Here is a 25779-nt window from a genome sequence, read left to right on the forward strand (position 1 = left end):
AGGACCGGCTTGCCAAGTCGATTGGGCACGGGTAATATCCACTATATTGAATCTTTGTTCGATATACAGGATAAGTCTTCTACATCGAACAAACCCACGGTACAGCATCCGCCAACTGCCGGTCAAGCCGGACCATCCACGGAACAGGAAAAACACCATGAGCGACCAGACTTTCTACAGCGGCCTGCAGCAAAAACTCGACACCTTGCGTAGCGATGGCTTGTTCAAGCCGGAACGCGTGCTGGCTTCGCGCCAGGGCGCCGAAGTGGTCGCGCAGGATGGCCGTACCCTGATCAATATGTGCGCCAACAACTACCTGGGCCTGGCGGGCGACCCGGAAACCCAGCAAGCCGCCGCCGCCGCGCTTGAAAAGTACGGCTACGGCCTGTCGTCGGTGCGCTTCATCTGCGGCACGCAGACCGTGCACAAGGAACTGGAAGCGGCGCTGTCGAAGTTCCTGGGCACCGAAGACACGATCCTGTACGCCGCCGCGTTCGACGCCAACGGCGGCGTGTTCGAGCCGCTGTTCGACGAGAACGACGCGATCATCTCGGACGCGCTGAACCACGCCTCGATCATCGACGGCGTCCGCCTGTGCAAGGCGGCGCGCTACCGCTACGCCAACAACGACATGGCGGATCTCGAAAAGCAGCTGATCGCCGCCACTGAAGCCGGCAAGCGCCACAAGATCATCGTGACCGACGGCGTGTTCTCGATGGACGGCACCATTGCCCAGCTGGACAAGATCGTCGCATTGGCCGAGCAGTACGGCGCGCTGACGATGATCGACGAGTGCCACGCATCGGGCTTCATGGGCGCAACCGGCCGCGGTACGCACGAACACTGCGGCGTGATCGGCAAGATCGACATCATCACCGGCACGCTGGGCAAGGCCCTGGGCGGCGCGATGGGTGGTTTCACGTCGGGCAAAAAGGAAGTGATCGAAACGCTGCGCCAGAAATCGCGCCCGTACCTGTTCTCGAACACGCTGGCGCCGATGATCGCCGGCGCCTCGCTCGCGGTACTCGAGCGCATCTCGAAGTCGACCGAACTGCGCGACCGCCTGATGGAAAACACGGCGTACTTCCGCGCCGAGATCGAGCGCATCGGCTTTACCATCAAGCCGGGCACGCACCCGGTGGTGCCGGTGATGCTGTTCGACGCGCCGGTCGCGCAGAAATTCGCCGCGCGCATGTTTGAACTGGGCGTGCTGCTGTCGGGCTTCTTCTATCCGGTGGTGCCGATGGGCCAGGCGCGCGTGCGCGTGCAGCTGTCGGCTGCGCATACCCGCGAACAGCTGGACGTCGTGCTCAAGGCATTCGAACAAGCCGGCCGCGAGCTGGGCATCATCAAGCAACAATAATAAATAAATACGCAAGGAATCACAGCATGGAACGCATCCTCATCATCGGCGCCAACGGCCAGATCGGCAGTGAACTGGTCAGCGCACTGGCCGAGCGCCATGGCGCGCAGAACGTCATCGCGTCGGACATCGGCGAGAACAACCTGTATGGCGCCGCGCGCTACACCCGTCTGAACGTGCTGGACAACGATGCGCTGGCAAGCCTGATCGCCGACGAAGACATCACCCAGGTCTACCAGCTGGCCGCGATGCTGTCGGCCACCGGCGAAAAAGCGCCGCTCAAGGCCTGGAGCCTGAACATGGATGGCCTGCTCAACATTCTGGAGATCGCGCGCGAACGGGGCGAGGCCGGCAAGCCACTGAAAGTCTTCTGGCCATCGTCGATCGCCGCCTTCGGCCCGAACACGCCGGGCGAACAGACGCCGCAGTTCACGATCATGGACCCGACCACGATCTACGGCATCAGCAAGCTGGCCGGCGAGCGCCTGTGCGAGTACTATCACAGCAAGTATGGCGTGGACGTGCGCAGCATCCGCTATCCCGGCATCATCAGCTACAAGTCGCCACCGGGCGGCGGCACCACCGACTACGCGATCGCGATCTTCCACGCGGCGCTGCGCGGCGAGACCTACGAATGCTTCCTCGGCCCCGAGACCACGCTGCCGATGATCTACATGCCCGACGCGATCCGCGCCACCATCGAACTGATGGAAGCGCCCGCCGAACAGGTGGCGATCCGTTCGTCGTACAACGTGGCCGGCGTCTCGTTCAACCCGCGCGAACTGGCCGCCGCGATCCAGAAGGCGCGCCCCGGGTTCGCGATCGCCTACGCCCCGGACAGCCGCCAGCAGATCGCCGATTCGTGGCCGAAAAGCCTGGACGACAGCCGCGCGACGGCCCACTGGGGCTGGCAATCGCGCATCGGTATCGACGAGATGGTCGACTCGATGCTGGCCAATATCGATGTCGGCATCAAGGCAGCAGCGTAAGACCTCGCCTCAAAAATAAAAAGCAGGAGACACAAGATGGACATGAGCGTGTTTGATTTGTTCAAGATCGGCATCGGCCCGTCGAGTTCCCACACGGTGGGCCCGATGGTCGCGGCGCGCCGCTTTCTGCTGGAAAGCGGCATGCTGGACGAGGCGGTCGGCGTCGAGGCGCACCTGTATGGTTCGCTGGCGCTGACGGGCGTCGGCCACGCGACCGACAAGGCGGTCATTCTCGGCCTGATGGGCGAGACGCCGCAGGAGCTCGATCCGGCGTCGGTCGACGACAAGCTCGATCTCGCCGCGCTCGATGGACAGATCGCACTCCTGGGCATCAAGACCGTGCCGTTCGATGCACGGGTCAATCTGGTCTGGCACAAGGCCTCGACGCTGCCCGAACACCCGAACGGCATGCGCTTCGTGCTGCAGCTGCGTGACGGCAGCATCATCGAACGCATCTATTATTCGGTTGGCGGCGGCTTCATCACCGCGGCCGGCGAAGCCCAGGCGCGCACTCTTGAGCCCGTCGGCACGCCGGTGCCGTACCCGTTCGACACGATGGTCCAGCTGCTCGAGCACGGCCGCACGCACGGCTTGACGATCCCGCACATGCTGCGCGCGAACGAGCGCGTACGCATGAGCGACGTCGACCTGGATGCCGGCCTGGACCGCCTGTGGCGCGTGATGCGCGACTGCATCTGCCAGGGCCTGAAGACGGAAGGGCGCCTTCCGGGCGGCCTGAACGTGCGCCGCCGCGCGGCAGCCCTGTGGAAGCAGGCGCAGGAAACCCAGCCCCAGAACGCGTTGCCGCACGACGCCGTGCAGCAGGTCAGCCTGTACGCGATGGCAGTCAATGAAGAAAACGCCGCCGGTGGCCGCGTCGTCACGGCGCCGACCAACGGCGCAGCCGGCATCATTCCGGCCGTGCTGCGCTACTACGCCGAAGACTGCCGCCCGATCGATCCGCAGCGCGGCGTGCGCGACTTCTTGCTCACATCGGCCGCGATCGGCATGCTGTGCAAGAAGAACGCGTCGATCTCGGGCGCCGAAGTGGGTTGCCAGGGCGAAGTCGGTGTGGCGTGCGCGATGGCGGCGGCGGGCCTCGTTGCGGCGCTGGGCGGCACCAACGAGCAGATCGAGAATGCGGCTGAAATCGGCATCGAACACCATCTGGGCATGACCTGCGACCCGATCGGCGGCCTGGTGCAGATCCCGTGCATCGAGCGCAACGGCATGGGCGCGATCAAGGCGATCACGGCGGCGTCGCTGGCGCTCAAGGGCGATGGCGTGCACTTCGTGAGCCTGGACAGCGTGATCGAGACGATGCGCCAGACAGGCGCCGACATGCAGGTCAAGTACAAGGAAACGTCGCTCGGCGGCCTGGCCATCCACGTCGTGACGGTCAACCACGCCGCCTGCTGAGCTTATTGCTAATTCAGGCCGGTTCGGCAAGGCGCAGTCAGCATTAGGTATTGATGACTCTGATTGCGATATGCAGCAATTGTTCTTGTGAACTTACTCTCTCGCCATCCAGTGCCCAGCGCCAACCCAGATAGTTGGCGAGATAGCGCGACGCGACACCGCGAAAGCCCCGCAACCAGTCCTTGAAGCGCTGATGATAGGCATTCACGTTTTGTACGTGAATGGCCAGATTGCCCATGCGCCTGGCCCGCACCCCCTTATGCAGATTGACGGTTTCGTGCGTGATCCCGTGCTTGCGTGCAAAAGCTCTGTACGCGACATGGCTGTCGCTGACCAGCAAGGCATGAGGGTCGAGTCTGGGCAACAAGTCGCGTTCCAGCTGCGCGGCCGTCAATGCACCGCGGCCGGTGACGGCATCGACCGTGCGTCCGTTGCGGTCGCGCGCCACCAGAATGCAGTCGAGTTCCCGGGAAATGCCAGGCCTGGCGGCGCGGCCACCCCGCCGCCGCGCCGGCCGGTCGAGCGCGCGCGAACCTTTTTGCGATTCGAGCAGAAAAGTTTCATCGGCTTCGACGATGCCATTCAGGGGGGTTGGCCGGTCGAGCTTGACCCAGTGCAGGAAGCGGTGGCGCCAGCGAAAAGCCGTGTTGCGGTGCACGCCAACCCGGTCTGCCGCCTTGCGCACGGGCAGTGAATCGAGCAGAACTTGTGAATAGGCGAGCCATTTGGCCTTGTGCCTGAGCCTCGCCAGAGGCGTGCCGGTGAGGTCATTGAAGGTGCGGCCGCAGTCGGCGCAACGAAAGCGTTGCAGGTCGTTGGCGAACCCGTGCCGGTGACAGCGCACGCTGCCACAGCGGGGGCAGCAGCGGCCCGGCGACCTGGCGTGTGCGATGAGTGCGACGACCTGGTCGAGCCCGGCAGCAGGATGCAGGGCATCCAGCACCTGCCGGCGCTGCGGGACGTTGAGCAATGGCAGGTTGGCGAACCAACGCTTGAAACGGGGTGCTTTCATGCTCGACTCCTGGCGCTGATGACAGGGGTTGGACCACGAAAGTGCTCATCAGTTCACAGCTCGGCACTATTTAACGTTGACTGCGCCTTCGGCAATCGTTGGGCGGCCAGGGCATTGGCCGCCCAACTTTATTGGGTGACATGACTTTTTTGCAGCACAGCATACAATTTCTCTGGCTCCCACTATAATTGACGATCCACCCGAGCCAACTGGATCTACAACCGTATGCACTATGTGTCCACCCGCGCGACGAGCTCGTCCGCAGCACGCAACCCCGACAACTTCTGTGACATCCTGCTCGGCGGCCTCGCCCCGGACGGCGGCCTGTACCTGCCAGCCGAGTACCCGCAGGTCACGAGCGCCGAACTCGACGCATGGCGCACGCTGTCGTACGCCGACCTGGCCTTCGAGATCCTGCGCAAGTTTGCCACTGATATCCCGGACGCCGACCTCAAAGCGATCACCACGCGCACCTACACGCCCGCCGTGTATTGCAACGCGCGTGCCGGCGAATCCGCTGCCGAGATCACCCCGCTGCGGGTGCTGGAAAACGGCCGCAATGGCAAGCTGATCCTTCAGGCGCTGTCGAATGGCCCGACGCTCGCGTTCAAGGACATGGCGATGCAGTTGCTGGGCAACCTGTTCGAGTACGCGCTGGCCAAGAACGACGACGCGCTCAACATCTTTGGCGCGACCTCGGGCGACACCGGCAGCGCCGCCGAATACGCAATGCGCGGCAAACGCGGCGTGCGTGTCTTCATGCTGTCACCGCACGAGCGGATGAGCGCCTTCCAGACCGCACAGATGTTCAGCCTGCAAGACCCGAACATCTTCAATATCGCCGTGAAGGGCAACTTCGACGATTGCCAGGACCTGGTCAAGGCGGTGTCGAACGACCTGACATTCAAGGCGCGCCAGAAGATCGGCACCGTCAATTCGATCAACTGGGCACGCGTCGTGGCGCAGGTCGTGTATTACTTCCGCGGCTATCTGGCAGCGACCACGAGCAACGACCAGAAGGTCTCGTTCACCGTCCCGTCCGGCAACTTCGGCAATATCTGCGCCGGCCACATCGCCCGCATGATGGGCCTGCCGATCGACAAGCTGGTGGCCGCCACCAACGAAAACGACGTGCTCGACGAATTCTTCCGTACCGGCGTGTACCGCGTGCGCAAGGCATCGGAGACGTACCACACGAGCAGCCCGTCTATGGATATCTCGAAAGCGTCGAACTTCGAGCGCTTCGTGTATGACCTGGTCGGCCGCGACGCCGAGCGCACTCACGCGCTGTTCCGCAAGGTCGACAAGCATGGCGGCTTCGACCTGTCCGGCGCGCCGGGCAGTGACGGCGACGAATTCAGGCACGTGGTCCGTTTCGGTTTCTCGTCGGGCCGCTCGACGCACAACGACCGCCTCGACACGATCCGCGACGTGGCCGACGACTACGACATCACCATCGACACCCACACCGCCGACGGCATCAAGGTCGCGCGTGAGCACATGAAGCCGGGCGTGCCGATGATCGTGCTGGAAACCGCGCTGGCCGCCAAGTTCAACGAGACGATCCTCGAAGCGCTGGGCACCGATGCCGAGCGTCCGGCCGGTTTCGACGACATCGAGGCGCTGCCGCAGCGCTACGTCGTGATGCCTGCCGACGTGGACCAGATGAAGGCGTACATCGCCGACCACACGGGCCTGTAGCATGAACGCACAAGGACAACGACCGCCCATGCTGACGGTGCGCGAGGCGCTGGACGTGCTGCTTGCCGCCGCGCGTCCCGTGACGGACATCGACACGATCCCCACGCTGGACGCCAACGGCCGCGTGCTGGCAGACGACCAGTTGGCCACCATCGACGTGCCATCGGCCGACAACACGCAGATGGATGGCTACGCCGTGCGCGCTGCCGACTGCGCGAGCGGCGAGGCGACGCTGCGCGTGGCCCAGCGCATCCCGGCCGGCCACGTTGGCCAGCCACTCGAACCCGGTACGGCGGCGCGCATCTTCACCGGCGCCCTGATCCCGCCGGGCGCCGACGCTGTCGTCATGCAGGAGCAGTGCGAGGCCGCGGGCGAGCACGTCACCGTGCGCCACGCGCCGACGGACGGTGAATGGGTCCGCCGCAAGGGCGAAGACATCGGCAACGGCAGCGTGATCCTCACCGCTGGCACCCGCTTGCGCAGCCAGGAGCTGGGGCTTGCCGCTTCAGTCGGCCTGGCGACGCTGCCCGTGCACCGGCGCCTGCGTGTGGCCGTGTTCTTTACTGGCGACGAACTGGCGATGCCGGGCGAAGTGGCCGCGCAGAATCTGGCGCCAGGCGCGATCTACAACTCCAACCGCTTCACGCTGCGCGCGCTGCTGGAAAACTTCGGCTGCGAGATCACGGATTTCGGCATCGTGCCCGACACACTGGCGGCAACGCGCGCCACGCTGCGCGATGCCGCCCGTGCGCATGACCTGATCATCACGTCGGGCGGCGTGTCGGTGGGCGAAGAAGACCATATCAAGCCGGCTGTCGAGGCAGAAGGGCGCCTGTCGATGTGGCAGATCGCCGTCAAGCCGGGCAAGCCGCTGGCGTTTGGCGAGGTCCATCGTGACGGTGATAATGCTTTCTTCATCGGCTTGCCGGGCAATCCGGTGTCAAGCTTCGTCACCTTCCTGCTGTTCGTGCGGCCGTTCCTGCTGCGCCTGCAGGGCGTGCGTGGACCGGTCGAGCCGCGCGGGTATCTGGTGCGGGCCGATTTCGACCTGCCCAAGGGCGATCGCCGCAACGTATTCCTGCGCGCGCGCCTGAATACGGGCGGCGGTCTCGAACTGTTTGCGAACCAGGGTTCCGGCGTGCTGACGTCGACCGTATGGGGCGATGGCCTCATCGATAACCCGCCGGGCAATGCGATCGCCGCAGGAGACCTGGTGCGCTTCATTCCGTTCGCCGAACTACAGCATTAGGATTGTCATGAAGATCAACGTGAAGTATTTTGCCGCGCTGCGCGAAGCAGTCGGCACGGGGCAGGAGCAACTGGACCTGCCGCCGGAGGTCGCGACCGTGGGTGCAGTGCGCGAATTGCTGCGGGCGCGCGGCGGCGTCTGGGCCGAGGCGCTGGCGCCCGAGCGCGCAGTGCGCATGGCCCATCAGCAGGTGATGTGCGACGGCGCCACGCCCGTGGCGGCCGGCGCCGAAGTGGCGTTCTTCCCGCCTGTCACGGGCGGGTAAGCGAGGTTTTCTCCGCCCGTGACGGGCGGGTAAGCGAGGTTTTCTCCGCCCGTGACGGGCGGGTAAGTCCAAACTCGGCTAGATCGCGGCGATCGACTGCTCGGCCAGCGCCATCAGTTTGGCGCAGTTGCTGTTGCGGGCCGCGAAGTCCTTCCAGGCCGTATTGCGCGCGACTTCCTGCCAGCCGCGCAGCGCATCGGGATTGAGGTCGACCACGCGCGCGCCGACGCCCCGGTACACGGTCGCCACTTCGGCATCGTCCATGCGCGCCGAATTCATCGCGAACTGTTCCAGGTCGGCGCCCACCGTCATGACCGCCTGCTGCTGCGCCTTGGTCAGGCGTTCGAACACGGTGCGCGACATCAGCAACGGCTCGAACATGAACCAGTACGAGCCGGCGCGCGCCGTGGTCAGCGAGCGGGCCGTCTCTTGCAGACGGAACGAGATCAGCGACGTGGATGACGTCAGCGCAGCATCGAGGGCCCCGCTACGCAGGGCGTTGTAGATTTCGTTGGACGGCATGTTGACGACCGTGGCGCCGGCGTTTTGCAGCAGCATGTCCATCTCGCGCGAGCCGCCGCGCACTTTCAGGCCGCGTGCGTCTTCCGGGGTGATGATCGGGTCGCCGCGCGACGCGACGCCGCCGGCTTGCCAGATCCAGCTGACGATCACGAGACCCTGCTCGCCAAGGATGCGCGACAGTTCGCGCCCGACTGGCGCATTGCGCCAGCCATAGCCCTGTTCGTACGACGTGACCAGTGCCGGCATCAGCCCGATATTGGCTTCCGGTGCCTCGGCGCCGGCGTACGACAGCGGTACCAGTGCCATGTCGAGCTTGCCGCTACGCAGCGCGCCGAACTGCGCGCCCGGCTGCATCATGGACGAGGCCGGGTAGATCGAGAACTTCACGCCGCCACGCGTGCGCTTTTCGACCTCGGCCGCGAACATGCGGCACAGGCGGTCGCGGAAGTCGCCCCGCGCAATGCTGCCGCCGGGGAACTGGTGCGAGATCTTGAGATTGTTGGGCTGGGCCCACGCCGAGCCCATCCAGAGCGGGCTGGTGGCGAGCGCACCGAGTACTGTCCTGCGCGTAGCGAACGATTCGATTTCTACCGACATATACATCCTCCAAGATGTTGTAACGGACTGCCGGGCGAATCGTGGCGGGCCTCGTCGGTGCGGGCGTCATCGTTCGCAGCTGGCCACGACAAGAATATGCCTGCTGCGCGGCATGTCAAGCACAATATTGCAGATCTGACAAATGGACGATGCTGGAGGGCTGTCGCAGTCAGCGCACCTGCTCATCCTTGCAGACGGCGCAGGCAAGACCGCGGCTGGCCTGACGCCAGCGCGAGGCGACGAAGATCGCCGCCGCGGCTGCCGACCAGCCCAGCGTACCGGGCCAGGTGGCGGCCAGGCTGTCGCCGCGCATCAGGTCGACAGCGGCGAGCAGCAGGAACATGGTGCCGGTGGCCAGCAGGTATTGGCCGATCCAGTAGGTTGCAGGGCGCATGGGATGGACTCCTTTCAACGACGATCGAAAAAGCGACGCAGGATGCCGGCCAGCGCCAGCGGCTGGTCGATCATCAGGAAATGCCGGGACGGCGCGATGGGCACGACCTCGACCGAGGGGATGCCTTCGACCAGGCTGCGGTAGTGGGCAACCTTGTCGTCGGCCGTCATGGTGTCCTGCGCCCCATCGTACTGGTAAAACGGCGCCACCACCAGCACCGGCGCGGTGATCTTCCCGAGGTCCTGGCGCAGGTCGAGCGCCAGTGCATCGGCCACGTAGGCGCCGACGGCGGCGCGGTCGCTGCGCAGCAGCAGCGGCGTGATGTCGTCGGCCTTGCCAATGTCGAGCACACCCTGGCCGCGCATGTACTGGCGCTGCTGGGCAGCCCAGGCGTTCGGATCGTTGACGGCCATCGTATCGCGCACCCGCTGCGCCGCCTGCGGGCGTTGCTCGGGCGGCATGTTCTCGGTGCCGGGGAACACCGGTAAGCCGTCGAGCGCCACGACGCCGCCGATGCCGTTGCCCAGGTCCTGCGCCACGGCGTAGGCCAGCGTGCCGCCCAGGCTGTGGCCGACGAGGATCGGCTTGTTCAGTTTGCGCTGCGCGATCAAGCCTTCCAGCGCGGCGCGGGCGCCTGCGAATGGCTCGCCAGCGGGCGCCGGGCGACCGTCAAAGCCGGGCAGCGTCACCACGTACAGCGTGAACTCGTCCTTGAACTGGCGGATCACGTCCTGCCACACCCACGGGCCGCTGGCCAGACCGGGAATCAGGATCACGGCGCGGCCCTTGCTGCCGTGGCGCTCAACCAGCAGCGCGCCGGATTCGAAGGTTTCCGCCGGCTTGATGCTGGCGGCAAAGCGGTTCGCGCTCTGGGTTGCCGGGGCCGCAGACTGTGCTTGGGCTGCGGCAAAGGGGGCGGCGCCAAGCGCCAGGGTCAACAACAGTGCAGCTTTCATGCGGTCTCCTGATCAGGTGTGAAGATGGCTTCGACCGGCAGGCCGAACAGCCGTGAAATGGCAAAAGCGAGGGGCAGGCTGGGATCGTAACGGCCTGTTTCGATCGCGTTGACGCTCTGGCGCGAGACGTCCAGGCGCTCGGCCAGGTCGGCCTGGCTCCAGCCCTGCGTGGCGCGCAGTTCGCGGATACGGTTTTTCATCGCGTCTGCAGCTTCGTGTGCACCGAGCGTACCAGGCAGACCAGCATGGTCGCGCCGCACAGCACCATCCAGACCGAGAACATCGAGATGCGCGGGTAGCCGGCGGTCTCCAGAAAGCCGTAGCTGAAGGTGAGTCCGGCGGTGAGCCCGGCGGCCAACGCAAACGATTCGAGCAAAAAGCTGCGCAGGTATTCGTCGACCCGGCCCAGATGGCGCGCAATCGCCCACAGTGCCAGGCAAAAGCCGATCATCGGCGAGAGCAGCACCAGGATGCGCAACGGGCCGTCGTCCATTGGCCGGCCGAAGCGGATGGAGGCCATCAGCAACACCGCGTAGACCAGGAATGCGCCGGCCATCTCGCGCAGGTAAGCCTTGCCGACCCGCTTCTCGTGTTTGCTCGCAGCCATCTGATGCCTCTCGGTGGTTAGTAAAGGATGCTTTACATCGTAGGCCTGTCGTTTTGCGCTGTCAAGCATCCTTTACATAGATTTTTGGGGCCTGAAACCGACTACAATGCTGGTCCTGCTTTTTCTCGTTCGTCACCATGACCCAGCCCGCCAATCCTGCAGTTTCGCCCCGTGTCGCCGTCATCGGCGGCGGCCCCTCGGGTCTGATGGCAGCCGAAACACTGGCGGCAGCGGGCGTGCAGGTCGATGTCTACGATGCGATGGCCAGCGTCGGCCGCAAGTTTCTGCTGGCCGGCAAGGGCGGCATGAACATCACACACTCGGAGCCGCATGCCGACTTCGTCCAGCGCTATCGCGACCGTCACGTGCAGGTTGGGGACTGGCTCGACGCATTCGACGCCGACGCTGTGCGTGCCTGGATCCACGACCTCGGCATCGAGACCTTCGTCGGCACGTCGGGCCGTGTCTTCCCGCTCGAGATGAAGGCCGCGCCGCTGCTGCGCGCGTGGCTGCACCGCCTGAGGGAGAGCGGCGTGCGCTTTCACATGCGCCAGCGCTGGCTCGGCTGGCAGGATGGCCGTCTGCGCTTCGCCACGCCGGACGGCGAACGGCTGGTCGATGCCGACGCGACGATCCTGGCGCTGGGCGGCGCGAGCTGGGCGCGCCTGGGCTCGGACGGCGCCTGGGTGCCGCTGCTGCGCGAGCGCGATGTCGAAGTCGCACCGCTGGTGCCGGCCAACTGCGGTTTTGACACCGGCTGGAGCGCGCATTTCAGCAGCCGCTTTGCCGGTGCGCCGCTGTTGACGGTGGCGGCCGGCGTGCGCGGTGCCGACGGCGCCATCGCCTGGCGCAAGGGCCAGTTTGTCGTCACGGAGGGCGGCGTCGAAGGCAGTCTGGTATATGCCTTATCCGCACCGCTGCGCGACGCGATCGCGCGCGATGGCAAGGCCACGCTGTGGCTCGACCTGGCGCCGGATCACAGTGCCGAACGGGTGTTCGATGAGGTCACACGTGGGCGCGGTTCGCGCTCGACGTCGAGCCACCTGCAAAGCCGGCTCGGGATCAAGGGCGTCAAGGCGGGGCTGCTGCATGAGTGCCTGTCGAAGGTCGATTACGCCGATCCGGCGCGGCTGGCCGCGGCGATCAAGGCACTGCCGGTGACGCTGCTGCGCACGCGCCCGATCGACGAGGCAATCAGCAGCGCGGGCGGCGTGCAATTCGATGCGCTGGACGGCCAGAGCGCGATGCTGCGCACGCTGCCCGGCGTGTTCGTCGCCGGCGAAATGGTGGACTGGGAAGCGCCCACTGGCGGCTACCTGCTGACTGCCTGCTTTGCCAGCGGCCGCGCGGCGGGGCGGGGCGCGCTGGCCTGGCTGGGCGCTGCGCAGCGGTGACATTCCGTGAATTATTCGGAGCGCATGCTTGGTAAGATAAGCGCTTCATCAGCGTTTTGCGCCACGTCCATTTCATGACTTCTCTTCGCGTACTGACGCTTGCAGCCTTTTTCGCAGTCGTGCATGTGGCCGCCGCCCCGAGCGCCCATGCGGACATCGGTTGCGGCCAGCCTTGTCGTGGCCTGGTGCTCGAAGCGCAGGCGCTGGAGGCTAGCGCCCGCTACCAGGAAGCGCTGACGAAGTACAAGGCGGCCGAACAGGCCGATCCGACCGCGTCGATCCCACTGTCGCTGGCGGCAGGCCTCGTTCTGAAGCTCTCGACGGTGGCGCCGCAGGACAAGGCACCGCAGCTGCGCGACATGGCGCGCGCGCTGGCCGAGCGGGCAATGCTGCTGGCCACCGACGACCCGGTGGCGCAGGAAGTCCTGCGCATGCTCGACGATCCGGCGCCGCCGCCGCTGCATCAGCCCAACGCCAGGGCGGCGAAACTGATGGCCGAAGGCGAGGCGGCGTTCGCGCGCCAGGATATCAAGGTCGCGTTGTCGAAATACGAAGCGACAATGCTGGCCGATCCGCAGTATTCCAGCGCCTGGGTCGCCGCCGGGAATTGTCGTTATGCGCAACGGGACTGGAAGGGCGCCGAGGCGCTGTTTCGCCAGGCGACCCTGATCGAGCCGCACAATTCGCAGGCCTGGCGCTACTTGTCCGACGCGCTGTTCTACCAGGACAAACGGGGCGCGGCCGAGGCGATGCTGTACAAGGCCATCGAGGCCGATCCGTCGCAACGGCCCAACTGGAGCAAACTGGCCAGGTACCGGGCCGGCGCCGGCTTGCCACTGAAGGCGCTGGGCCTGCGCCGTGGCGTGCGCGTGGCGGAAAACGCGGACGGCAAGTACGTGATCAGTCTCGATTCGCAGACGGAGGCGGAAAAGACGCCCGATCACGCGTTCCGGCTGGCGCTGGGCATGACCGAAGTTGCGCTGCGCACCCAAGACAAGGACAAGCGCAAGCCGGCGTTCGAGATCGAGCTCGAAGCATGGCGCCTGGCCCTGAAGATTGCCGATGAGGCCGAGGCCAATAGCGGCGCAGGCATCCTCGATCCGGGCCTGCTGCAGGTGCGGGCACTGGCGCGCGAGGGCCAGCTCGAACCGGCGATCCTGCTGCTGATGTTCCGCCAGGCGTACCGACCAGCCCTGCAGGCGTGGATGGCGGCCAATCCCGGTGGGGTCAAGTATTTCATCGACCGCTATGGCGTGATGCCTTGATGATCCTGCTGCCGGGCGCTGGCATCCCGGGCCGGCGCGTATAGTCGACCCATGCCTTCTTCTTCCCGTTATCCGAATACGCCCGATGGCCGCTACTTCGTCGTCAAGGGCCGCCTCTGGCGCAGCAGCAATCCGCATCTGGCGCCGGACGAGCGGCAGCAATTGGTGAATCAGTTGATGGACGCACGGCGGCAGGTCGGGGCGGCGCTCAAGGCGAACGATGATGCGGCCGAGCGCGCGGCCCGCGCCGGTGTCGACGCGGCCAAGCGGGCGTTGGGAGAGCGCGGGCCGGTCTGGTGGACCGATGGCGCGCCGGATTACAACCGGCGCATGGCGGTCAATACGCCGTATGCCGCGTGGTTTGAGGCGCTCGACCAGGTGGAGTCCGGGTCCGGGCCTTCGCACGCTCGCGCGTGACGGTCAGTCGGTGACCTTGCCGCGCAGCGTCTTGGTCTGGCTGCTGCGCGTCTTGCCATCGAGCCGCCGCAGTTGCGAGCCGCGCGTCGGCCGGGTGGGACGGCGCGTGACTGGCACGATCGCGGCCTTGTCGACCAGTTCCTGCAGGCGCCGCAGCGCGTCTTCCTTGTTCTGTTCGAGGCTGCGCGACTGCTGCGCTTTCAATACCAGCACGCCTTCCTGCGTGATACGCGCGTCGCGTAGCCCCAGCAGCCGCTCCTTGACCGGCTGTGGCAGGGACGACGCCGCGATGTCGAAACGCGCATGCACCGCGCACGAGACCTTGTTGACGTTCTGGCCGCCCGGCCCCTGGGCCCGGATCGCGCTGAACTCGACTTCTGCTGGATTGACATGTGGAGTGACTGCGGGCATCTTCGTCCTGGTTGCATGAGGCGCCGTGCAGGTGTGCAGCAGCAGGCGCATTGTAAGCGCTGGCGTGCGGGTCCGCTTGCGTGTTGCGACGCTGGCGGTGTTGGCGGCGATGCGCGGCGATGCGCGAAACCGGCGCGCTGTCAGCACCGATTGTCAAAAGCGACGACAATACCGGCCTACTTTCTTTCGCACGGTCCTGTCATGTCCAATTCTTCCACTCTGTCGATGGCGCCCCGCGTCGACCTCAATGTGCGCCCGCTTGGCGTGGCGTTGTTCCTGCTCGTCCTTGGTGCATGGTATCTCGCGCAGGCGGTGAGCGGCCGCCAGTCGGCGCTGTACATCGTCGGCGCGCTGCTCGGCGTGGCGCTGTATCACGCGGCGTTCGGCTTCACGTCGGCCTGGCGCGTGTTCATCGCCGACGGGCGCGGCGCCGGCCTGCGCGCGCAGATGGTCATGCTGGCCGTCGGCGTGGCGCTGTTCTTCCCGGCGCTGGCCGCCGGTACGCTGTTCGGCACCCCGGTGACGGGCCTGGTGCAGCCGGCCGGCACGTCGGTGATCTTCGGCGCGTTCATTTTCGGCATCGGCATGCAGCTGGGCGGCGGTTGCGCCTCTGGCACGCTGTACACCGTGGGTGGCGGCAGCACGCGCATGATCGTCACGCTGCTCTTCTTCATCATCGGTTCGCTGATCGGCACGGCGCACATGCCGTTCTGGACGTCGATGCCGCAACTGGCCCCGCTCTCGGCCGTCAAGGAACTGGGCCTGGCGCCGGCGCTGGCGCTGAACTGGGCCATCTTCGCGCTGATCGCGTTCATCACGATCGTCGTCGAAAAGCGCCGCCACGGCAAGCTGGTGCCGGCGCACGTGCAGCCTCCGCACCGCTCGCCATGGCTGCATGGCCCGTGGCCGCTGCTGGCTGGCGCGCTCGCGCTGGTCGTGCTCAACTTCGCGACGCTGGCGCTGTCCGGTCGTCCGTGGGGCGTGACGTCGGCCTTCGCACTGTGGGGCGCGAAAGCGGCTTCGGTGATGGGCATCGATACGGCCAGCTGGACCTACTGGTCCACGAAAGCCAATGCGGCCGCACTGGCCTCACCGATTTCGCAGGACGTCACGTCGGTGATGGATATCGGCATCGTGCTGGGCGCGATGCTGGCAGCGGCGCTGGCCGGTCGCTACGCGCCAGTCTGGCGCTTGCCGCTGCGCTCCCTGATGGCGGCCATCGTCGGCGGCCTGCTGCTGGGCTACGGTGCTCGCCTGGCCTACGGCTGCAATATCGGCGCCTACTTCAGCGGCATCCTGTCGGGCAGCCTGCACGGCTGGCTGTGGCTGGTCGTCGCCTTCATCGGCAACATCGTCGGCACCCGCCTGCGCCCCTTCTTCGGCCTCGAAGTCGAGCGCCTGAAACCCACCGCCTGCTAAGCAAAAAGTAGGGTCAGTGTCGATTTATTGAGCAATTGATTAACTGAAGTTGTCAAACAATTCGACTCTGACCCTAATTATCCAAAAGGCAATTGCCCAACAATTGGGGTCAGAGTCGAATTATTGAGCAACTGATTTACTGAAGTTGTCAAACAATTCGACACTGACCCTATTTTTTTGGGGGGGTTATTCTTCGTAGGTGACGCTGCCGCTGCCTGTGCGGCTGGTGCTGCGTTCGGCGGGGTTGCCGTAGACTTCGACGTCGCCGCTGCCGCTTAAGGTGATGCGGATGGTGTCGCGGGCCTGGACGGCGCTGTCGCCGGAGCCGGTCTGGCTCAGTGTGACTTCGCTGGCGCGCAGGTGTTCGGCGTCGAGGCGGCCCGAGCCTGTCGTGTCGGCCTCCAGTGCGCGCGTGGTGCCGGAGACCGTGATGCTGCCTGAGCCCATCAGGCGGGTTTCCATGCGGTCCATGGCGGCGCCGCCATTGACGTCCAGGTCGCCACTGCCGGTCAGGCCGACCATGGCGTCGCGGTAGCGGCCATTGAAGCGCACGCTGCCCGAGCCGTTGAGCTGGATGGCGACCGCCTCACCCGAGAAGCCGTTGATGGTGCTGTCGCCGCTGCCCTCGATCGTCAACCCTGTCAGCACCGGCAGCACCAGCTCGACCACCAGCGGTTCGCGGTGGCGCAGCACCATGCCGCGGATGCCGATGCGCAGGACCTTGCCGTCGCCCGTGACTTCAACGTTGCCCAGCATGCGCTGCTCGCCGCTGACCCGCAGCATTGGCGTGGCGCCGTAGCGCAGGTTCAGGTCGATGGGACCGTCGAGCTCGACGATTTCCACGCCGGCTGGCACCGGGCGCGTGTCCTGCGCGACGGCGCGGCCTTCGGCGGCGCTGACCGTGCCGCTGGCCTTGAGCATGCTGTAGCTCAGCGCTACGAGCACGGCTGCCAGAACCAGCAGGCTGAAACCCACTTTCATCAATGAACGCATGGCGGCTATCCCCTCAACAATGACATGTTCATATTCACGTAGCGGCGGATGCCGGCGATCGTGTATTTGCTGAACACCAGCGACAGCAGGAACAGCGCGATGCCGCCCAGGATCAGTCCGCACCCGAGCACCACCTGCGTCGTGCGCGAATCGGGATCAAGGTCGGTGGTGATCTGAATGCGGCGTTCGGCCACCGCTTCCGCGCCGCGCAGCACGCGCGAACGCTGAAGCCGGTTCTCGCTGTCGGCGGCCGGTCCACCGTCACCGGCCTCGGGGCGCAAATCCGGCCTCAAAACCGGTTCTTCATAGACCTGAATGCCATGCTCGCCGATCGACACGCGCGTCTGCGTTTCGCTCGCGCCGTCGTCGTTTGTCATTTCCAGGCGGCTCAGCGGGGCACTCAGCACCAGCTCGTTCGAGCCGGCCAGGCCGCTGGCGGTCACGGCGATGCCCGACACATAGACGCCGAAGGCCGACATGTACAGCGCCATCAGCAGCGACGCAAATACCGCTGCGGGAATCAGCATGAACAGGTTGAACACCAGCAGGCCGAAGCCCGACACCAGGGTGCGCGCCACGCTGCTCGTTGGCGCCGGTTTGTGGCTCAGTTGCGCGAAATGCGCGTTCGTGCGCAGCGTCAGCGCGACCTCGCGCGGATCGCCCAGCTCTCGGGCGATATCCTGTTCGGGCGTTCCGAGCGCTGCACCATCGACGAAGCGCTGTTCGTACCAGGCGAGCGTCTTGGCCTGCACGTCGGGCGGGAGCCCCATCAACGCCCGCTTGAGCGCGTCGAGGTAATCGAGTTTGGAAAAAAAGTACGCCATACGATGCGCGCCGGCCTAGTGGTGGCCGAGGCCCGGGATCGCGCCGATCGCGCTGGCCGTGCCGTGTCCGGCACCGCCGATCAGTTCCGGCATGACGAGTACGAGCGTGCTGGCCGCGACGAGAAGCAGCAGGGCGACCGTACGCAGTCCGAGTCGGGGTGTCATGGTGGTGTCCATCAGGCGTGATTTCGATGGTGCTACTGTACGGCGCCGGCTGCTGCTGCACCATCACCGTGCGACAGGCTGCGCTTTTCGCGGGGCAGGGCGCCGTAGGCGAGGATGGCCGTCGCTGCCGCCTGGCCACTGCGCACCGCCGTCTCCAGCGTCGCCGGGTAGTCGCTGGCCGTGTAGTCGCCAGCCAGCACGATGCCCGGCAGTGGCGTGACGTTGCCTGGCCGCACCAGTCCGGGCGCGCAGGTGAACGTGGCGCGCTTTTCCGTGATCAGCTGGGTCCAGAGCGGCGCAGCCAGTTCGGGCCGGCCAAAGTCGTGCGCCAGTTGCGCCGCGATGGCGCCGGTGAGCGCCTCACGCGGCAGCGCCGCAGCCTCGGCGGCGGCGCTGACCACGACGGCAAACACGCCATCCTGACCCGGGTCGAGCTGGGCGCGGTCGAACACGAACTGGCCCCAGCGGCCTGCCTGCGGATCGTCCAGCAGCGCGCAGAACGGCAGGTCCAGGCGCGTGCCCGGCGCGTATTGCAGGTAGCAGGTGGCGATCGGTTCGTACGTGAAACTATCCAGTTGCGCACTCAGTGCGGCGCAGTCGGCAAACGGTGCCAGCAGCGTGGCGCTGGTGCTGGCGGGCGTGGCCAGCACCACGGCATCGACCCGCTCGTCGCCGGCGCCCGTCGTCATGCACCAGTGCTCGCCCTCGCGCGCGATCGCCGCAACCTTGACGCCAAGGCGCACCGCATGGCCTTCACGTGCCAGCCAGGCGCCGGCAGGCTCCGGAAACAGCGCGCCCATCGCCACGCGCGGCAGCAGCATGTCCGAGGCCGCGCGCCGGCTGGCACCCAGGCTGTCGCGCAGCACGGCCAGAAACACATTGGCCGATGCGCGTTCGGGCGGCGTATTGAGCGCCGCGATGCACAGCGGGCGCCACATCAGTGTTGTGAGTCGCTCGGTCTGGTCGAAGCGTTCGAGCAGTTCGGCCACCGTGCAATCGACGTCCAGCGCCCAACCCATCCAGCGCCCGGCGCTGTTGAAGCGGGCCAGCGCCAGCTTGTCGGCGCGGGCCAGGCCCTTGGCGCGCAGCAGCGCGAACGCCAGGTGCAGCGGTGCGGGCAGGCGCGGCGCGACGAAATCCATGCCGGCGCCGCCGGGTGGATAGCGCATCTGCACCGGCAGACGCAGCAGCGCCGCATCGGGATCGACGCCCACCTGGCGCAGCATGCGCAGCGATTCGGCGTAAGCGCCCAGCAGGATGTGCTGGCCGTTGTCCAGCGCCAGGCCGCGTATGTCGACGCCGCGGGCGCGCCCGCCGAGGGTGCGCGCCGCTTCGAACAGGATGACGTCCGCGCCCTTGCGCGCCAGCGTGACTGCTGCCGCGCAGCCGGCCCAGCCTGCACCGACGACTGCAACGCGCAGCCTAGGTGCGGACATACGTCTTCCACGCCAGCCACAGCTTGCGCAGCGGCGTAAGCGAGATGCGCTGGTTCAGCACGTGGTAGCCGTCGCGCTGGATCTCATCGAGCAGCGTGCGGTAGATCGACGCCATCATGAGGCCCGGGCGCTGCGCGCGCCGGTCTTCCTTCGGCAGCAGGGCCAGCGCTTCGTCGTAGATGGCTTGCGCGCGCTTGGCCTGGAACGCCATCAGCGCTTCGAATTTCTCGCTGTGCTGGAGCTTGAGCAGGTCGTTCGCCGTGACGCCGAACTGCTGGAGCTCGTTCACCGGCAAGTAGATGCGGCCCTTGCGCGCGTCGTCGCCCACATCGCGGATGATGTTCGTCAGCTGGAACGCGAGGCCCAGTTTTTCGGCATACGCCAGCGTTTGCGGATTGGTATAGCCGAAGATGCTGGCCGACAGGATGCCGACCACGCCCGCCACGTGCCAGCAATAGCGCTGCAGGCCGGGGTAATCGAGATAGCGGCTCTGGTCGAGATCCATCTCCATGCCGTTGACGATCGCCTGGAGGTGTTGTTCTTCCAGCTTGTAGACGGCGATATGCGGCTGCAGCGCCAGCATTACCGGGTGCGTCGGGGTGCCCGCATACATCTTCGAGACCTCCGTGCGCCACCAGGCCAGCTTGATGCGCGCGACGGAACCGTCGGTGGCTTCGTCGACGGTGTCGTCCACCTCGCGGCAAAAGGCGTACAACGCCGTGATCGCGCGCCGGCGTTCGGGCGGCAGGAACAGGAAGCTGTAATAGAAACTGGAGCCGCTTTGAACGGTCTTTTGCTGGCAGTATTCGTCTGGAGACATGAAAATCGTCGTGGAGTGCTGGTTGGGCGGCTGCGGCACGGCTGTACCGTCAGGCGAGCATTCTAGCAGGGTAGACAGCGCTGCCGGCGATGTGCGCCGTGACTTTTACATGCGCAGCGCGCCCCAGCCCACGGCGACCCAGTCCGGGGTGGCCAGCGTCGGGCGGCGGTTGAACACATCGTAACCGGCGCGCTCGATCCGGTCGAGGATGCGCAGGCCGCCCTGGACGATCATGCGCAGCTCCCAGCCGATGCGTCCCGGCAACCGCCTGGCCAGCGGCGCGCCCGACAGCATCAGCGCGCGGGCGCGCTCGACTTCGAAGCGCATCAGGGCCTGGAACGGCGCATCGACGATGCCTGCCTTCAGCGCCGTTTCGCTGACCTTGTACCGCGCCAGGTCTTCCAGCGGCAGGTAGATGCGGCCCTTGGTCAGGTCGATCGCGACGTCCTGGATGAAGTTAATCAGCTGCAGCGCGCTGCAGATCGCATCCGAGTCTCGCAGGTTCACTGCGTCGTCGGCCTCGTACAGGGCCAGCATCAGGCGGCCGACCGGGTTGGCCGAGCGGCGGCAATAATCGAGCAGGCTCGCGTACTCCTGGTAACGCGGCGTGACGACATCCTGCCGGAATGCCGACAGCAGGTCGCGCATGGGCCCCACCGACAGCCGGTACTGCGCCACAACATGGGCCAGCCGCGCGAACATCGGCTCATCGGGAACGCTGCCGGCCTCGATGCGGTCCAACTGCGCGTCATAGGCTTGCAGCGCTGCCAGCCGCTCGCCGGGCGTTGCATCGCCTTCGTCGGCCACGTCGTCGGCGCTGCGGGCAAAGGCGTAGATCGCCTCGACCGCCGGCACCAGGCGGCGCGGCAGCAGGATCGACGCAACAGGAAAGTTCTCGTAGTGGTCAACGGCCATGTTTAGAGGGAAGACGCTAAAGTCGTCACATTGTCTATTTGCATGATTATAATTGCTGAATTACAAACTGGCGCCAACGCAGCATGCGACGCGCAGCCAGCTTCGGCGCGAGACGCCGTCTGCCTAGTCAAAGGATCACCACCGTGCCTGTCCGATTTTCTTCCCCCACCTTGCGGGCGGCCATGCTCGCCCTGTGCGCCAGCGGCATTCTGACTGCGTGCTCGAAGCCGGCGCCTCCGGTCGAGGATATCCGCCCGGTGCGCGTGGCCCAGCTGGTCGCGGATGCGGGCGCGGAGCGATCGCAATTTGCGGGCGATGTGCGCCCGCGCTACGAGTCGCAACTGGGCTTTAGGGTCGGTGGGAAGATCATCGAGCGCAAGGTGGACGTGGGCGCGACCGTCAAGCGCGGCACGGTGCTGATGCGGCTCGACCCGCAAGACATCCGGCTGGCCGAAACCCAGGCACGCGCCACGCTGCGCGCCGCCGACACCGAACGCGAACTGGCCGCTGCCGACTACCAGCGGCACGTCAATCTGCGCTCCCAGAATTTCGTCAGCCAGGCCGTGCTCGACGCCAAGCAAAGCGCGCTCAAGGCGGCCCAGGCCAATGTCGATGCGGCGCAGGCGGGCTTGCGCGGCCAGTCGAACCAGGCCGATTACACGACCCTGGTTGCCGACGTCGATGGCGTCGTCACAGCCATTGATGCCGAAGTGGGGCAGGTCGTCCAGGCCGGCACGCCAGTGGTGCGCGTGGCCCGCACTGCCGAAAAGGAAGTCGTCATCGGCATCCCCGAAAACAAGGTGGACGGATTGCGCCAGTCGGCCGACGTGGTCGTGCGCCTGTGGGCTGATGCTGAGCAGACCATCCCGGGCAAGATCCGCGAAATCGCGCCGATGGCCGATGCCGCGACCCGCACCTACACCGTCAAAGTCGCGCTGCCCGCCCGCGCCGATGCGCGCCTGGGAATGAGCGCGACGGTGGAGCTGGCCACGGGCGCGGCGACCACCGGCGGCCTGCGCGTGCCCTTGACCGCGCTGGTCAACAACAAGGGCGCGAGCAGCGTCTGGGTCGTCGAGAACGGCGCCGTCAAGCGCGTGCCGGTGCAGGTCACCGGCCAGGTCGACAACGATGTGCTGGTGGCCGGCGCAGTGCGCGCCGGGCAGAGCGTGGTCACGGCCGGCGTGAACCTGCTGAAACCAGGCCAGAAGGTGCGCATCCTCACCGCCGACATCGCGCGCCGGGCGGACGCTGAAGCTGCCATGACTGCCAACGGCGGGGCCGCACGATGAAAGGCTTCAACCTGTCGCGCTGGGCGCTGGAACACATCCCGCTCACGCGCTTTCTGATCGCGGCCTGCCTGCTGTTCGGCATCCTGAGCTACTTCGAACTGGGCCAGGACGAAGACCCGCCATTCACTTTCCGCGCGATGGTCGTGCGCGCCGTGTGGCCAGGCGCCACCGCGCTGCAGATGGCCGAGCAGGTCACCGATCCGCTCGAGCGCAAGCTGCAGGAGACACCCTACGTCAACACGATCCGCAGCTTTTCCAAGCCCGGCGAAACCACCATCCTGATCGAGCTGCGTGAATCGACGCCGCCCAAAGAGACCAGCGCCGCGTGGTACCAGGTGCGCAAGAAAATCGGCGACATCACCGCCACGCTGCCGCAGGGCGTCATCGGCCCGTTCTTCAATGACGAATTCGGCGACACCTACGGCTCGATCTTCGCGTTGTCGGGCGACGGCTTTACCTATGGCGAAATGCGCGACTACGCGGATTTCGTGCGCCAGCAGCTGCTGCGCGTGCCGCTCGTGGCCAAGGTCGAGCAATTCGGTGTGCAGAACGAAAAAGTATATATCGAGTTCTCCAGCAAGAAATTCGCCCAGCTCGGGGTGCCGTTCGAGCAGATCGTGAACCAGATCGCGACGCAAAACGCGGTCGAGGCCAGCGGCGTGCTGGTCACGCCGACGGACAACCTGTCGGTGCGCGTGACGGGCGCGCTCGGTACGCTCGATCAGATCGAGGCGCTGCAACTGCGCGCCGGCAGCACCACGTTCCGCCTCGGCGACTTCGCCACCGTCAAGCGCGGCTACCAGGACCCGCCGGCCGACAAGATGCGCTTTAACGGCAAGGAAGTGATCGGCCTGGGCGTGTCGATGGAAAAGGGGGGCAACATCATCACGATGGGCAAGGGGCTGGCCGAGACCGTGGCACGCATCCGCGTGCAACTGCCGGTCGGGATCGAGCTCGAACGCGTCGCCGACCAGCCGCAGGCCGTCAAGGAATCAGTGGGCGAATTCGTCAAGGTGCTGATCGAGGCGGTCGTCATCGTGCTGGTCGTGTCGTTCCTGGCCCTGGGCCTGCACACCAAGCCCAAGTGGCGCATCGATATCTATCCGGGCCTGGTGGTGGCGCTGTCGATCCCGCTGGTGCTGGCCATCACGTTCCTGGCCATGCGCATGCTCGACATCTCGCTGCACAAGATTTCGCTGGGCGCCCTGATCATCGCGCTGGGCTTGCTGGTCGACGACGCCATCATTGCCGTCGAAATGATGGTGCGCAAAATGGAAGAGGGCCTGTCGCGCTTCGAAGCCGCCACTTTTGCCTACACATCAACGGCAATGCCGATGCTGACCGGGACGCTGATCACGGCGGCAGGCTTCCTGCCGATCGGTCTTGCCGAATCGGCCGCCGGCGAATACACGTTCACGATGTTCTCGGTCAACGGGCTGGCGCTGCTGATCTCGTGGGTGGTGGCGGTGATGTTCACGCCGTACATCGGCTTCATGCTGCTCAAGGTCAAGCCGCACGCGCATGGCGACAGTGGCCACGACGTGTTCGATTCCCCGGCGTACCGGCGCTTCCGGCGCATCGTGACCTGGTGCGTCGAGTGGCGCAAGACCACCATTGCGCTGACGCTCGCCGTGTTCGCACTGGGCATTTTCGGCTTCACGTTCATCGAGAAGCAGTTCTTCCCGGATTCGAGCCGGCCCGAGTTGATGGTCGAACTCTGGTCGCCCGAAGGCACGAGCTTTGCCGCCAGTGAGGCGACTGTCAAGCGCTTCGAGGCGTTTCTGGCGCAGCAGCAGGGCGTGCGCAGCGTGACGAGCTATGTCGGTACCGGCAGCCCGCGTTTCTATCTGCCGCTGGACCAGATCTTCCCGCAGTCGAACGTCTCGCAGGTGGTCGTGCTGCCGGTCGATACCAAGGCGCGCGACGCGCTGCGCCTGAAGATCGTCGACATCTTCAAGCACGATTTTTCTGAAGTGCGCGGGCGCGTGAGGCTGCTGGCCAATGGCCCGCCGGTGCCGTACCCGGTGCAGTTCCAGGTGCTGGGGCCGGACATCGGCGTCGTGCGCGGGATCGCCGACCAGGTCAGGGCGACGCTGCTGGCCAATCCGAACACGCTGGGAGTGAACGACAACTGGAACGAATCGATCAAGGTGCTGCGCCTTGACCTTGACCAAGACAAGCTGCGCGCACTGGGCGTGACGTCGCAGGCCGTGCGGCGCGCGGTCAACACGGCGCTGACCGGCACGGCGGTCGGGCAGTTGCGCGAATCGAACCGCCTGATCGACATGGTCGTGCGTCAGCCACTGGAAGAGCGCTCGACCATCACGCGCCTGTCCGAAACGCTGGTGCCCACCGCTGGCGGGCAGGCCGTGACGATCGGCCAGGTGGCGCAAGTGCGCTTCGTCTGGGAGCCGGGCGTCGTCTGGCGCGAAGGCCGCGAGTGGGCGATCATGGTCCAGGCCGACGTGGTCGACGGTATCCAGGGGCCGACCGTGACGGCGCAAGTCGACAAGCAGCTGGGCGCGCTGCGCGCGAAGCTGCCGGCCGGCTACCGCCTGACGATCGAAGGCGCCGCCGCCGACAGCTCCGAAGCCGAGGCGTCCATCGCAGCCAATGTTCCACTGGTGCTGTTCATCGTGTTTGCGCTGCTGATGCTGCAATTGCACAGCTTCTCGCGTTCGCTGCTGGTGTTTCTGACCGGCCCGCTGGGCGTGGCGGGCGCCGCGATGGCGCTGCTGATCCTCGACCGGCCCTTCGGCTTTGTCGCGAACCTGGGCGTCATCGCGCTGTTCGGCATGATCATCCGCAATTCGGTGATCCTGGTCGACCAGATCGAGCAGGATATTGCCACCGGCAGCCATCCGTGGGATGCGATCGTCGAAGCGGCGGTGCGCCGCTGCCGGCCGATCCTGCTGACGGCCGCCGCGGCGGCGCTGGCGATGATCCCGTTGTCGCGCTCGACGTTCTGGGGGCCGATGGCGGTGGCGATCATGGGCGGCCTGATGGTGGCGACGGCATTGACGCTGTTATTCCTGCCGGCCTTGTATGCGGCGTGGTTCCGCGTGAAAAAGCCGGCAGGGGCGGGCGGCAAATGAATGCACGTACCCCCGCACTGGAAAAAATGATGCCCAATAGTGTCAGAAATTCCAGTAAAATAATCGATTGAAGTTGTAGCCCCTAAACAATGGAGTGCAGGGCGGCCGGGATCTACTGTCGGGCGCCCTTTGTTTTTGAGGCGATATTGCAATCCTGAGCGAGGATGGCGAAATTGGTAGACGCACCAGGTTTAGGTCCTGACGCCAGCAATGGTGTGGGGGTTCGAGTCCCCCTCCTCGCACCACGAATAATTATTTTTTT

At 65.8% G+C, this 25779-nt stretch carries 25 protein-coding genes and 1 tRNA gene; 13 read left to right on the forward strand and 13 right to left on the reverse strand.

Annotation, left to right across the window (positions count from 1 at the left end; all coding sequences use genetic code 11):
* The first annotated feature begins 157 nt into the window (after nt 1–157).
* Genes kbl through AC56LY_RS07605 form a run of 3 tightly spaced genes read left to right on the forward strand, consistent with a single transcriptional unit; the run spans nt 158 to nt 3771 of the window.
* Entirely contained in the window at nt 158–1363 is a 1206-nt protein-coding gene (gene kbl, locus AC56LY_RS07595; RefSeq protein WP_499578031.1) for a glycine C-acetyltransferase, read from the forward strand.
* A 26-nt stretch (nt 1364–1389) separates the two neighbouring features.
* Complete coding sequence (locus AC56LY_RS07600; RefSeq protein ID WP_499578034.1) at nt 1390–2352, forward strand: NAD-dependent epimerase/dehydratase family protein; 963 nt, start codon at nt 1390–1392, stop codon at nt 2350–2352.
* Nucleotides 2353–2388: 36 nt separating this feature from the next.
* Entirely contained in the window at nt 2389–3771 is a 1383-nt protein-coding gene (locus AC56LY_RS07605; RefSeq protein ID WP_499578036.1) for an L-serine ammonia-lyase, read from the forward strand.
* 43 nt (nt 3772–3814) lie between these two features.
* Here the strand turns inward: AC56LY_RS07605 and AC56LY_RS07610 are convergent, their stop codons facing one another.
* Nucleotides 3815–4783 (reverse strand): IS1595 family transposase, encoded by a 969-nt coding sequence (locus tag AC56LY_RS07610; RefSeq protein WP_499578038.1) that lies wholly within the window; start codon nt 4781–4783, stop codon nt 3815–3817.
* Nucleotides 4784–5008: 225 nt separating this feature from the next.
* Here AC56LY_RS07610 and thrC point away from each other — a divergent pair, with 225 nt between their 5' ends.
* The 3 genes from thrC to moaD are packed head-to-tail and all read left to right on the forward strand — an operon-like array spanning nt 5009 to nt 7998.
* On the forward strand, nt 5009–6484 hold the full coding sequence (gene thrC, locus AC56LY_RS07615; protein ID WP_499578040.1) for a threonine synthase: 1476 nt from the start codon (nt 5009–5011) through the stop codon (nt 6482–6484).
* Between the two features lies 1 nt (nt 6485).
* Nucleotides 6486–7733 carry a molybdopterin molybdotransferase MoeA gene (locus AC56LY_RS07620; protein ID WP_499578042.1) on the forward strand — a complete coding sequence of 416 codons (1248 nt, stop codon included), beginning with the start codon at nt 6486–6488 and terminating at the stop codon, nt 7731–7733.
* 7 nt (nt 7734–7740) lie between these two features.
* Entirely contained in the window at nt 7741–7998 is a 258-nt protein-coding gene (gene moaD, locus AC56LY_RS07625; protein WP_499578045.1) for a molybdopterin converting factor subunit 1, read from the forward strand.
* 78 nt (nt 7999–8076) lie between these two features.
* Here moaD and dctP read toward each other — a convergent pair whose 3' ends face one another.
* From dctP to AC56LY_RS07650, 5 genes are all read right to left on the reverse strand, one after another.
* Nucleotides 8077–9117 carry a TRAP transporter substrate-binding protein DctP gene (gene dctP, locus AC56LY_RS07630; RefSeq protein ID WP_499578048.1) on the reverse strand — a complete coding sequence of 347 codons (1041 nt, stop codon included), beginning with the start codon at nt 9115–9117 and terminating at the stop codon, nt 8077–8079.
* A 169-nt stretch (nt 9118–9286) separates the two neighbouring features.
* On the reverse strand, nt 9287–9511 hold the full coding sequence (locus AC56LY_RS07635; RefSeq protein WP_499578050.1) for a hypothetical protein: 225 nt from the start codon (nt 9509–9511) through the stop codon (nt 9287–9289).
* A gap of 14 nt (nt 9512–9525) precedes the next feature.
* Nucleotides 9526–10467, reverse strand: a complete 942-nt coding sequence (locus AC56LY_RS07640) for an alpha/beta fold hydrolase (RefSeq protein WP_499578053.1) — start codon at nt 10465–10467, stop codon at nt 9526–9528.
* A complete protein-coding gene (locus tag AC56LY_RS07645; protein ID WP_183552114.1) occupies nt 10464–10667 on the reverse strand; it encodes a helix-turn-helix transcriptional regulator in 204 nt (67 codons plus the stop codon). Before AC56LY_RS07645 ends, AC56LY_RS07640 begins: the two co-directional genes overlap by 4 nt.
* A complete protein-coding gene (locus AC56LY_RS07650) occupies nt 10664–11074 on the reverse strand; it encodes a hypothetical protein (protein ID WP_499578054.1) in 411 nt (136 codons plus the stop codon). Before AC56LY_RS07650 ends, AC56LY_RS07645 begins: the two co-directional genes overlap by 4 nt.
* A 137-nt stretch (nt 11075–11211) precedes the next feature.
* Here AC56LY_RS07650 and AC56LY_RS07655 point away from each other — a divergent pair, with 137 nt between their 5' ends.
* From AC56LY_RS07655 to AC56LY_RS07665, 3 genes are all read left to right on the forward strand, one after another.
* The gene (locus tag AC56LY_RS07655; RefSeq protein WP_499578055.1) at nt 11212–12468 is read left to right on the forward strand and encodes a TIGR03862 family flavoprotein; all 1257 of its coding nucleotides are present in this window, start codon (nt 11212–11214) and stop codon (nt 12466–12468) included.
* Nucleotides 12469–12542: 74 nt separating this feature from the next.
* Nucleotides 12543–13733 carry a tetratricopeptide repeat protein gene (locus AC56LY_RS07660; RefSeq protein ID WP_499578057.1) on the forward strand — a complete coding sequence of 397 codons (1191 nt, stop codon included), beginning with the start codon at nt 12543–12545 and terminating at the stop codon, nt 13731–13733.
* Nucleotides 13734–13784: 51 nt separating this feature from the next.
* On the forward strand, nt 13785–14150 hold the full coding sequence (locus AC56LY_RS07665; RefSeq protein WP_499578058.1) for a hypothetical protein: 366 nt from the start codon (nt 13785–13787) through the stop codon (nt 14148–14150).
* A gap of 3 nt (nt 14151–14153) precedes the next feature.
* On the opposite strand, the gene arfB is transcribed toward AC56LY_RS07665, so the two are convergent.
* Nucleotides 14154–14561, reverse strand: coding sequence for an alternative ribosome rescue aminoacyl-tRNA hydrolase ArfB (arfB, locus tag AC56LY_RS07670; RefSeq protein ID WP_499578060.1), 408 nt, complete (start codon nt 14559–14561; stop codon nt 14154–14156).
* 201 nt (nt 14562–14762) lie between these two features.
* On the opposite strand from arfB, the gene AC56LY_RS07675 reads away from it, so the two are divergent.
* On the forward strand, nt 14763–15980 hold the full coding sequence (locus tag AC56LY_RS07675; RefSeq protein WP_499578062.1) for a YeeE/YedE family protein: 1218 nt from the start codon (nt 14763–14765) through the stop codon (nt 15978–15980).
* Nucleotides 15981–16166: 186 nt separating this feature from the next.
* Here the strand turns inward: AC56LY_RS07675 and AC56LY_RS07680 are convergent, their stop codons facing one another.
* The 6 genes from AC56LY_RS07680 to hpnC all read right to left on the reverse strand — a co-directional run bounded on the left by AC56LY_RS07680 (nt 16167) and on the right by hpnC (nt 21133).
* Nucleotides 16167–16973: a GIN domain-containing protein gene (locus tag AC56LY_RS07680; RefSeq protein ID WP_499578064.1), complete on the reverse strand. Its 807-nt coding sequence runs from the start codon at nt 16971–16973 to the stop codon at nt 16167–16169.
* Nucleotides 16974–16978: 5 nt separating this feature from the next.
* Nucleotides 16979–17797: a DUF1700 domain-containing protein gene (locus AC56LY_RS07685; RefSeq protein ID WP_499578065.1), complete on the reverse strand. Its 819-nt coding sequence runs from the start codon at nt 17795–17797 to the stop codon at nt 16979–16981.
* A 15-nt stretch (nt 17798–17812) separates the two neighbouring features.
* Nucleotides 17813–17962, reverse strand: coding sequence for a hypothetical protein (locus tag AC56LY_RS07690; protein ID WP_499578067.1), 150 nt, complete (start codon nt 17960–17962; stop codon nt 17813–17815).
* A 32-nt stretch (nt 17963–17994) separates the two neighbouring features.
* A complete protein-coding gene (gene hpnE, locus AC56LY_RS07695; RefSeq protein ID WP_499578068.1) occupies nt 17995–19398 on the reverse strand; it encodes a hydroxysqualene dehydroxylase HpnE in 1404 nt (467 codons plus the stop codon).
* A complete protein-coding gene (gene hpnD, locus AC56LY_RS07700; protein WP_258837886.1) occupies nt 19385–20218 on the reverse strand; it encodes a presqualene diphosphate synthase HpnD in 834 nt (277 codons plus the stop codon). Before hpnD ends, hpnE begins: the two co-directional genes overlap by 14 nt.
* A gap of 105 nt (nt 20219–20323) precedes the next feature.
* Nucleotides 20324–21133, reverse strand: a complete 810-nt coding sequence (gene hpnC, locus AC56LY_RS07705) for a squalene synthase HpnC (protein ID WP_499578070.1) — start codon at nt 21131–21133, stop codon at nt 20324–20326.
* A gap of 143 nt (nt 21134–21276) precedes the next feature.
* On the opposite strand from hpnC, the gene AC56LY_RS07710 reads away from it, so the two are divergent.
* The 3 genes from AC56LY_RS07710 to AC56LY_RS07720 all read left to right on the forward strand — a co-directional run bounded on the left by AC56LY_RS07710 (nt 21277) and on the right by AC56LY_RS07720 (nt 25762).
* The gene (locus AC56LY_RS07710; protein WP_499578072.1) at nt 21277–22422 is read left to right on the forward strand and encodes an efflux RND transporter periplasmic adaptor subunit; all 1146 of its coding nucleotides are present in this window, start codon (nt 21277–21279) and stop codon (nt 22420–22422) included.
* Entirely contained in the window at nt 22419–25517 is a 3099-nt protein-coding gene (locus AC56LY_RS07715) for an efflux RND transporter permease subunit (RefSeq protein WP_499578074.1), read from the forward strand. The genes AC56LY_RS07710 and AC56LY_RS07715 overlap by 4 nt, the downstream gene beginning before the upstream one ends.
* A gap of 158 nt (nt 25518–25675) precedes the next feature.
* Nucleotides 25676–25762: transfer RNA gene (locus AC56LY_RS07720), tRNA-Leu, on the forward strand.
* Nucleotides 25763–25779 lie beyond the last annotated feature (17 nt).

Source organism: Telluria sp. ZT3P25, assembly GCF_059685895.1.

What these genes read in the sequence shown, in the direction of transcription:
- hpnD (WP_258837886.1), bottom strand. Translation starts at nt 20,218, where the DNA reads ATGTCTCCAGACGAATACTGCCAGCAAAAGACCGTTCAAAGCGGCTCC.
- AC56LY_RS07665 (WP_499578058.1), top strand. Translation starts at nt 13,785, where the DNA reads ATGCCTTCTTCTTCCCGTTATCCGAATACGCCCGATGGCCGCTACTTC.
- AC56LY_RS07680 (WP_499578064.1), bottom strand. Translation starts at nt 16,973, where the DNA reads ATGCGTTCATTGATGAAAGTGGGTTTCAGCCTGCTGGTTCTGGCAGCC.
- AC56LY_RS07635 (WP_499578050.1), bottom strand. Translation starts at nt 9,511, where the DNA reads ATGCGCCCTGCAACCTACTGGATCGGCCAATACCTGCTGGCCACCGGC.
- kbl (WP_499578031.1), top strand. Translation starts at nt 158, where the DNA reads ATGAGCGACCAGACTTTCTACAGCGGCCTGCAGCAAAAACTCGACACC.
- AC56LY_RS07620 (WP_499578042.1), top strand. Translation starts at nt 6,486, where the DNA reads ATGAACGCACAAGGACAACGACCGCCCATGCTGACGGTGCGCGAGGCG.
- AC56LY_RS07610 (WP_499578038.1), bottom strand. Translation starts at nt 4,783, where the DNA reads ATGAAAGCACCCCGTTTCAAGCGTTGGTTCGCCAACCTGCCATTGCTC.
- thrC (WP_499578040.1), top strand. Translation starts at nt 5,009, where the DNA reads ATGCACTATGTGTCCACCCGCGCGACGAGCTCGTCCGCAGCACGCAAC.
- AC56LY_RS07690 (WP_499578067.1), bottom strand. Translation starts at nt 17,962, where the DNA reads ATGACACCCCGACTCGGACTGCGTACGGTCGCCCTGCTGCTTCTCGTC.
- AC56LY_RS07685 (WP_499578065.1), bottom strand. Translation starts at nt 17,797, where the DNA reads ATGGCGTACTTTTTTTCCAAACTCGATTACCTCGACGCGCTCAAGCGG.
- AC56LY_RS07600 (WP_499578034.1), top strand. Translation starts at nt 1,390, where the DNA reads ATGGAACGCATCCTCATCATCGGCGCCAACGGCCAGATCGGCAGTGAA.
- moaD (WP_499578045.1), top strand. Translation starts at nt 7,741, where the DNA reads ATGAAGATCAACGTGAAGTATTTTGCCGCGCTGCGCGAAGCAGTCGGC.
- AC56LY_RS07660 (WP_499578057.1), top strand. Translation starts at nt 12,543, where the DNA reads ATGACTTCTCTTCGCGTACTGACGCTTGCAGCCTTTTTCGCAGTCGTG.
- AC56LY_RS07640 (WP_499578053.1), bottom strand. Translation starts at nt 10,467, where the DNA reads ATGAAAGCTGCACTGTTGTTGACCCTGGCGCTTGGCGCCGCCCCCTTT.
- hpnE (WP_499578068.1), bottom strand. Translation starts at nt 19,398, where the DNA reads ATGTCCGCACCTAGGCTGCGCGTTGCAGTCGTCGGTGCAGGCTGGGCC.
- dctP (WP_499578048.1), bottom strand. Translation starts at nt 9,117, where the DNA reads ATGTCGGTAGAAATCGAATCGTTCGCTACGCGCAGGACAGTACTCGGT.
- AC56LY_RS07650 (WP_499578054.1), bottom strand. Translation starts at nt 11,074, where the DNA reads ATGGCTGCGAGCAAACACGAGAAGCGGGTCGGCAAGGCTTACCTGCGC.
- AC56LY_RS07645 (WP_183552114.1), bottom strand. Translation starts at nt 10,667, where the DNA reads ATGAAAAACCGTATCCGCGAACTGCGCGCCACGCAGGGCTGGAGCCAG.
- hpnC (WP_499578070.1), bottom strand. Translation starts at nt 21,133, where the DNA reads ATGGCCGTTGACCACTACGAGAACTTTCCTGTTGCGTCGATCCTGCTG.
- AC56LY_RS07675 (WP_499578062.1), top strand. Translation starts at nt 14,763, where the DNA reads ATGTCCAATTCTTCCACTCTGTCGATGGCGCCCCGCGTCGACCTCAAT.
- arfB (WP_499578060.1), bottom strand. Translation starts at nt 14,561, where the DNA reads ATGCCCGCAGTCACTCCACATGTCAATCCAGCAGAAGTCGAGTTCAGC.
- AC56LY_RS07605 (WP_499578036.1), top strand. Translation starts at nt 2,389, where the DNA reads ATGGACATGAGCGTGTTTGATTTGTTCAAGATCGGCATCGGCCCGTCG.
- AC56LY_RS07715 (WP_499578074.1), top strand. Translation starts at nt 22,419, where the DNA reads ATGAAAGGCTTCAACCTGTCGCGCTGGGCGCTGGAACACATCCCGCTC.
- AC56LY_RS07655 (WP_499578055.1), top strand. Translation starts at nt 11,212, where the DNA reads ATGACCCAGCCCGCCAATCCTGCAGTTTCGCCCCGTGTCGCCGTCATC.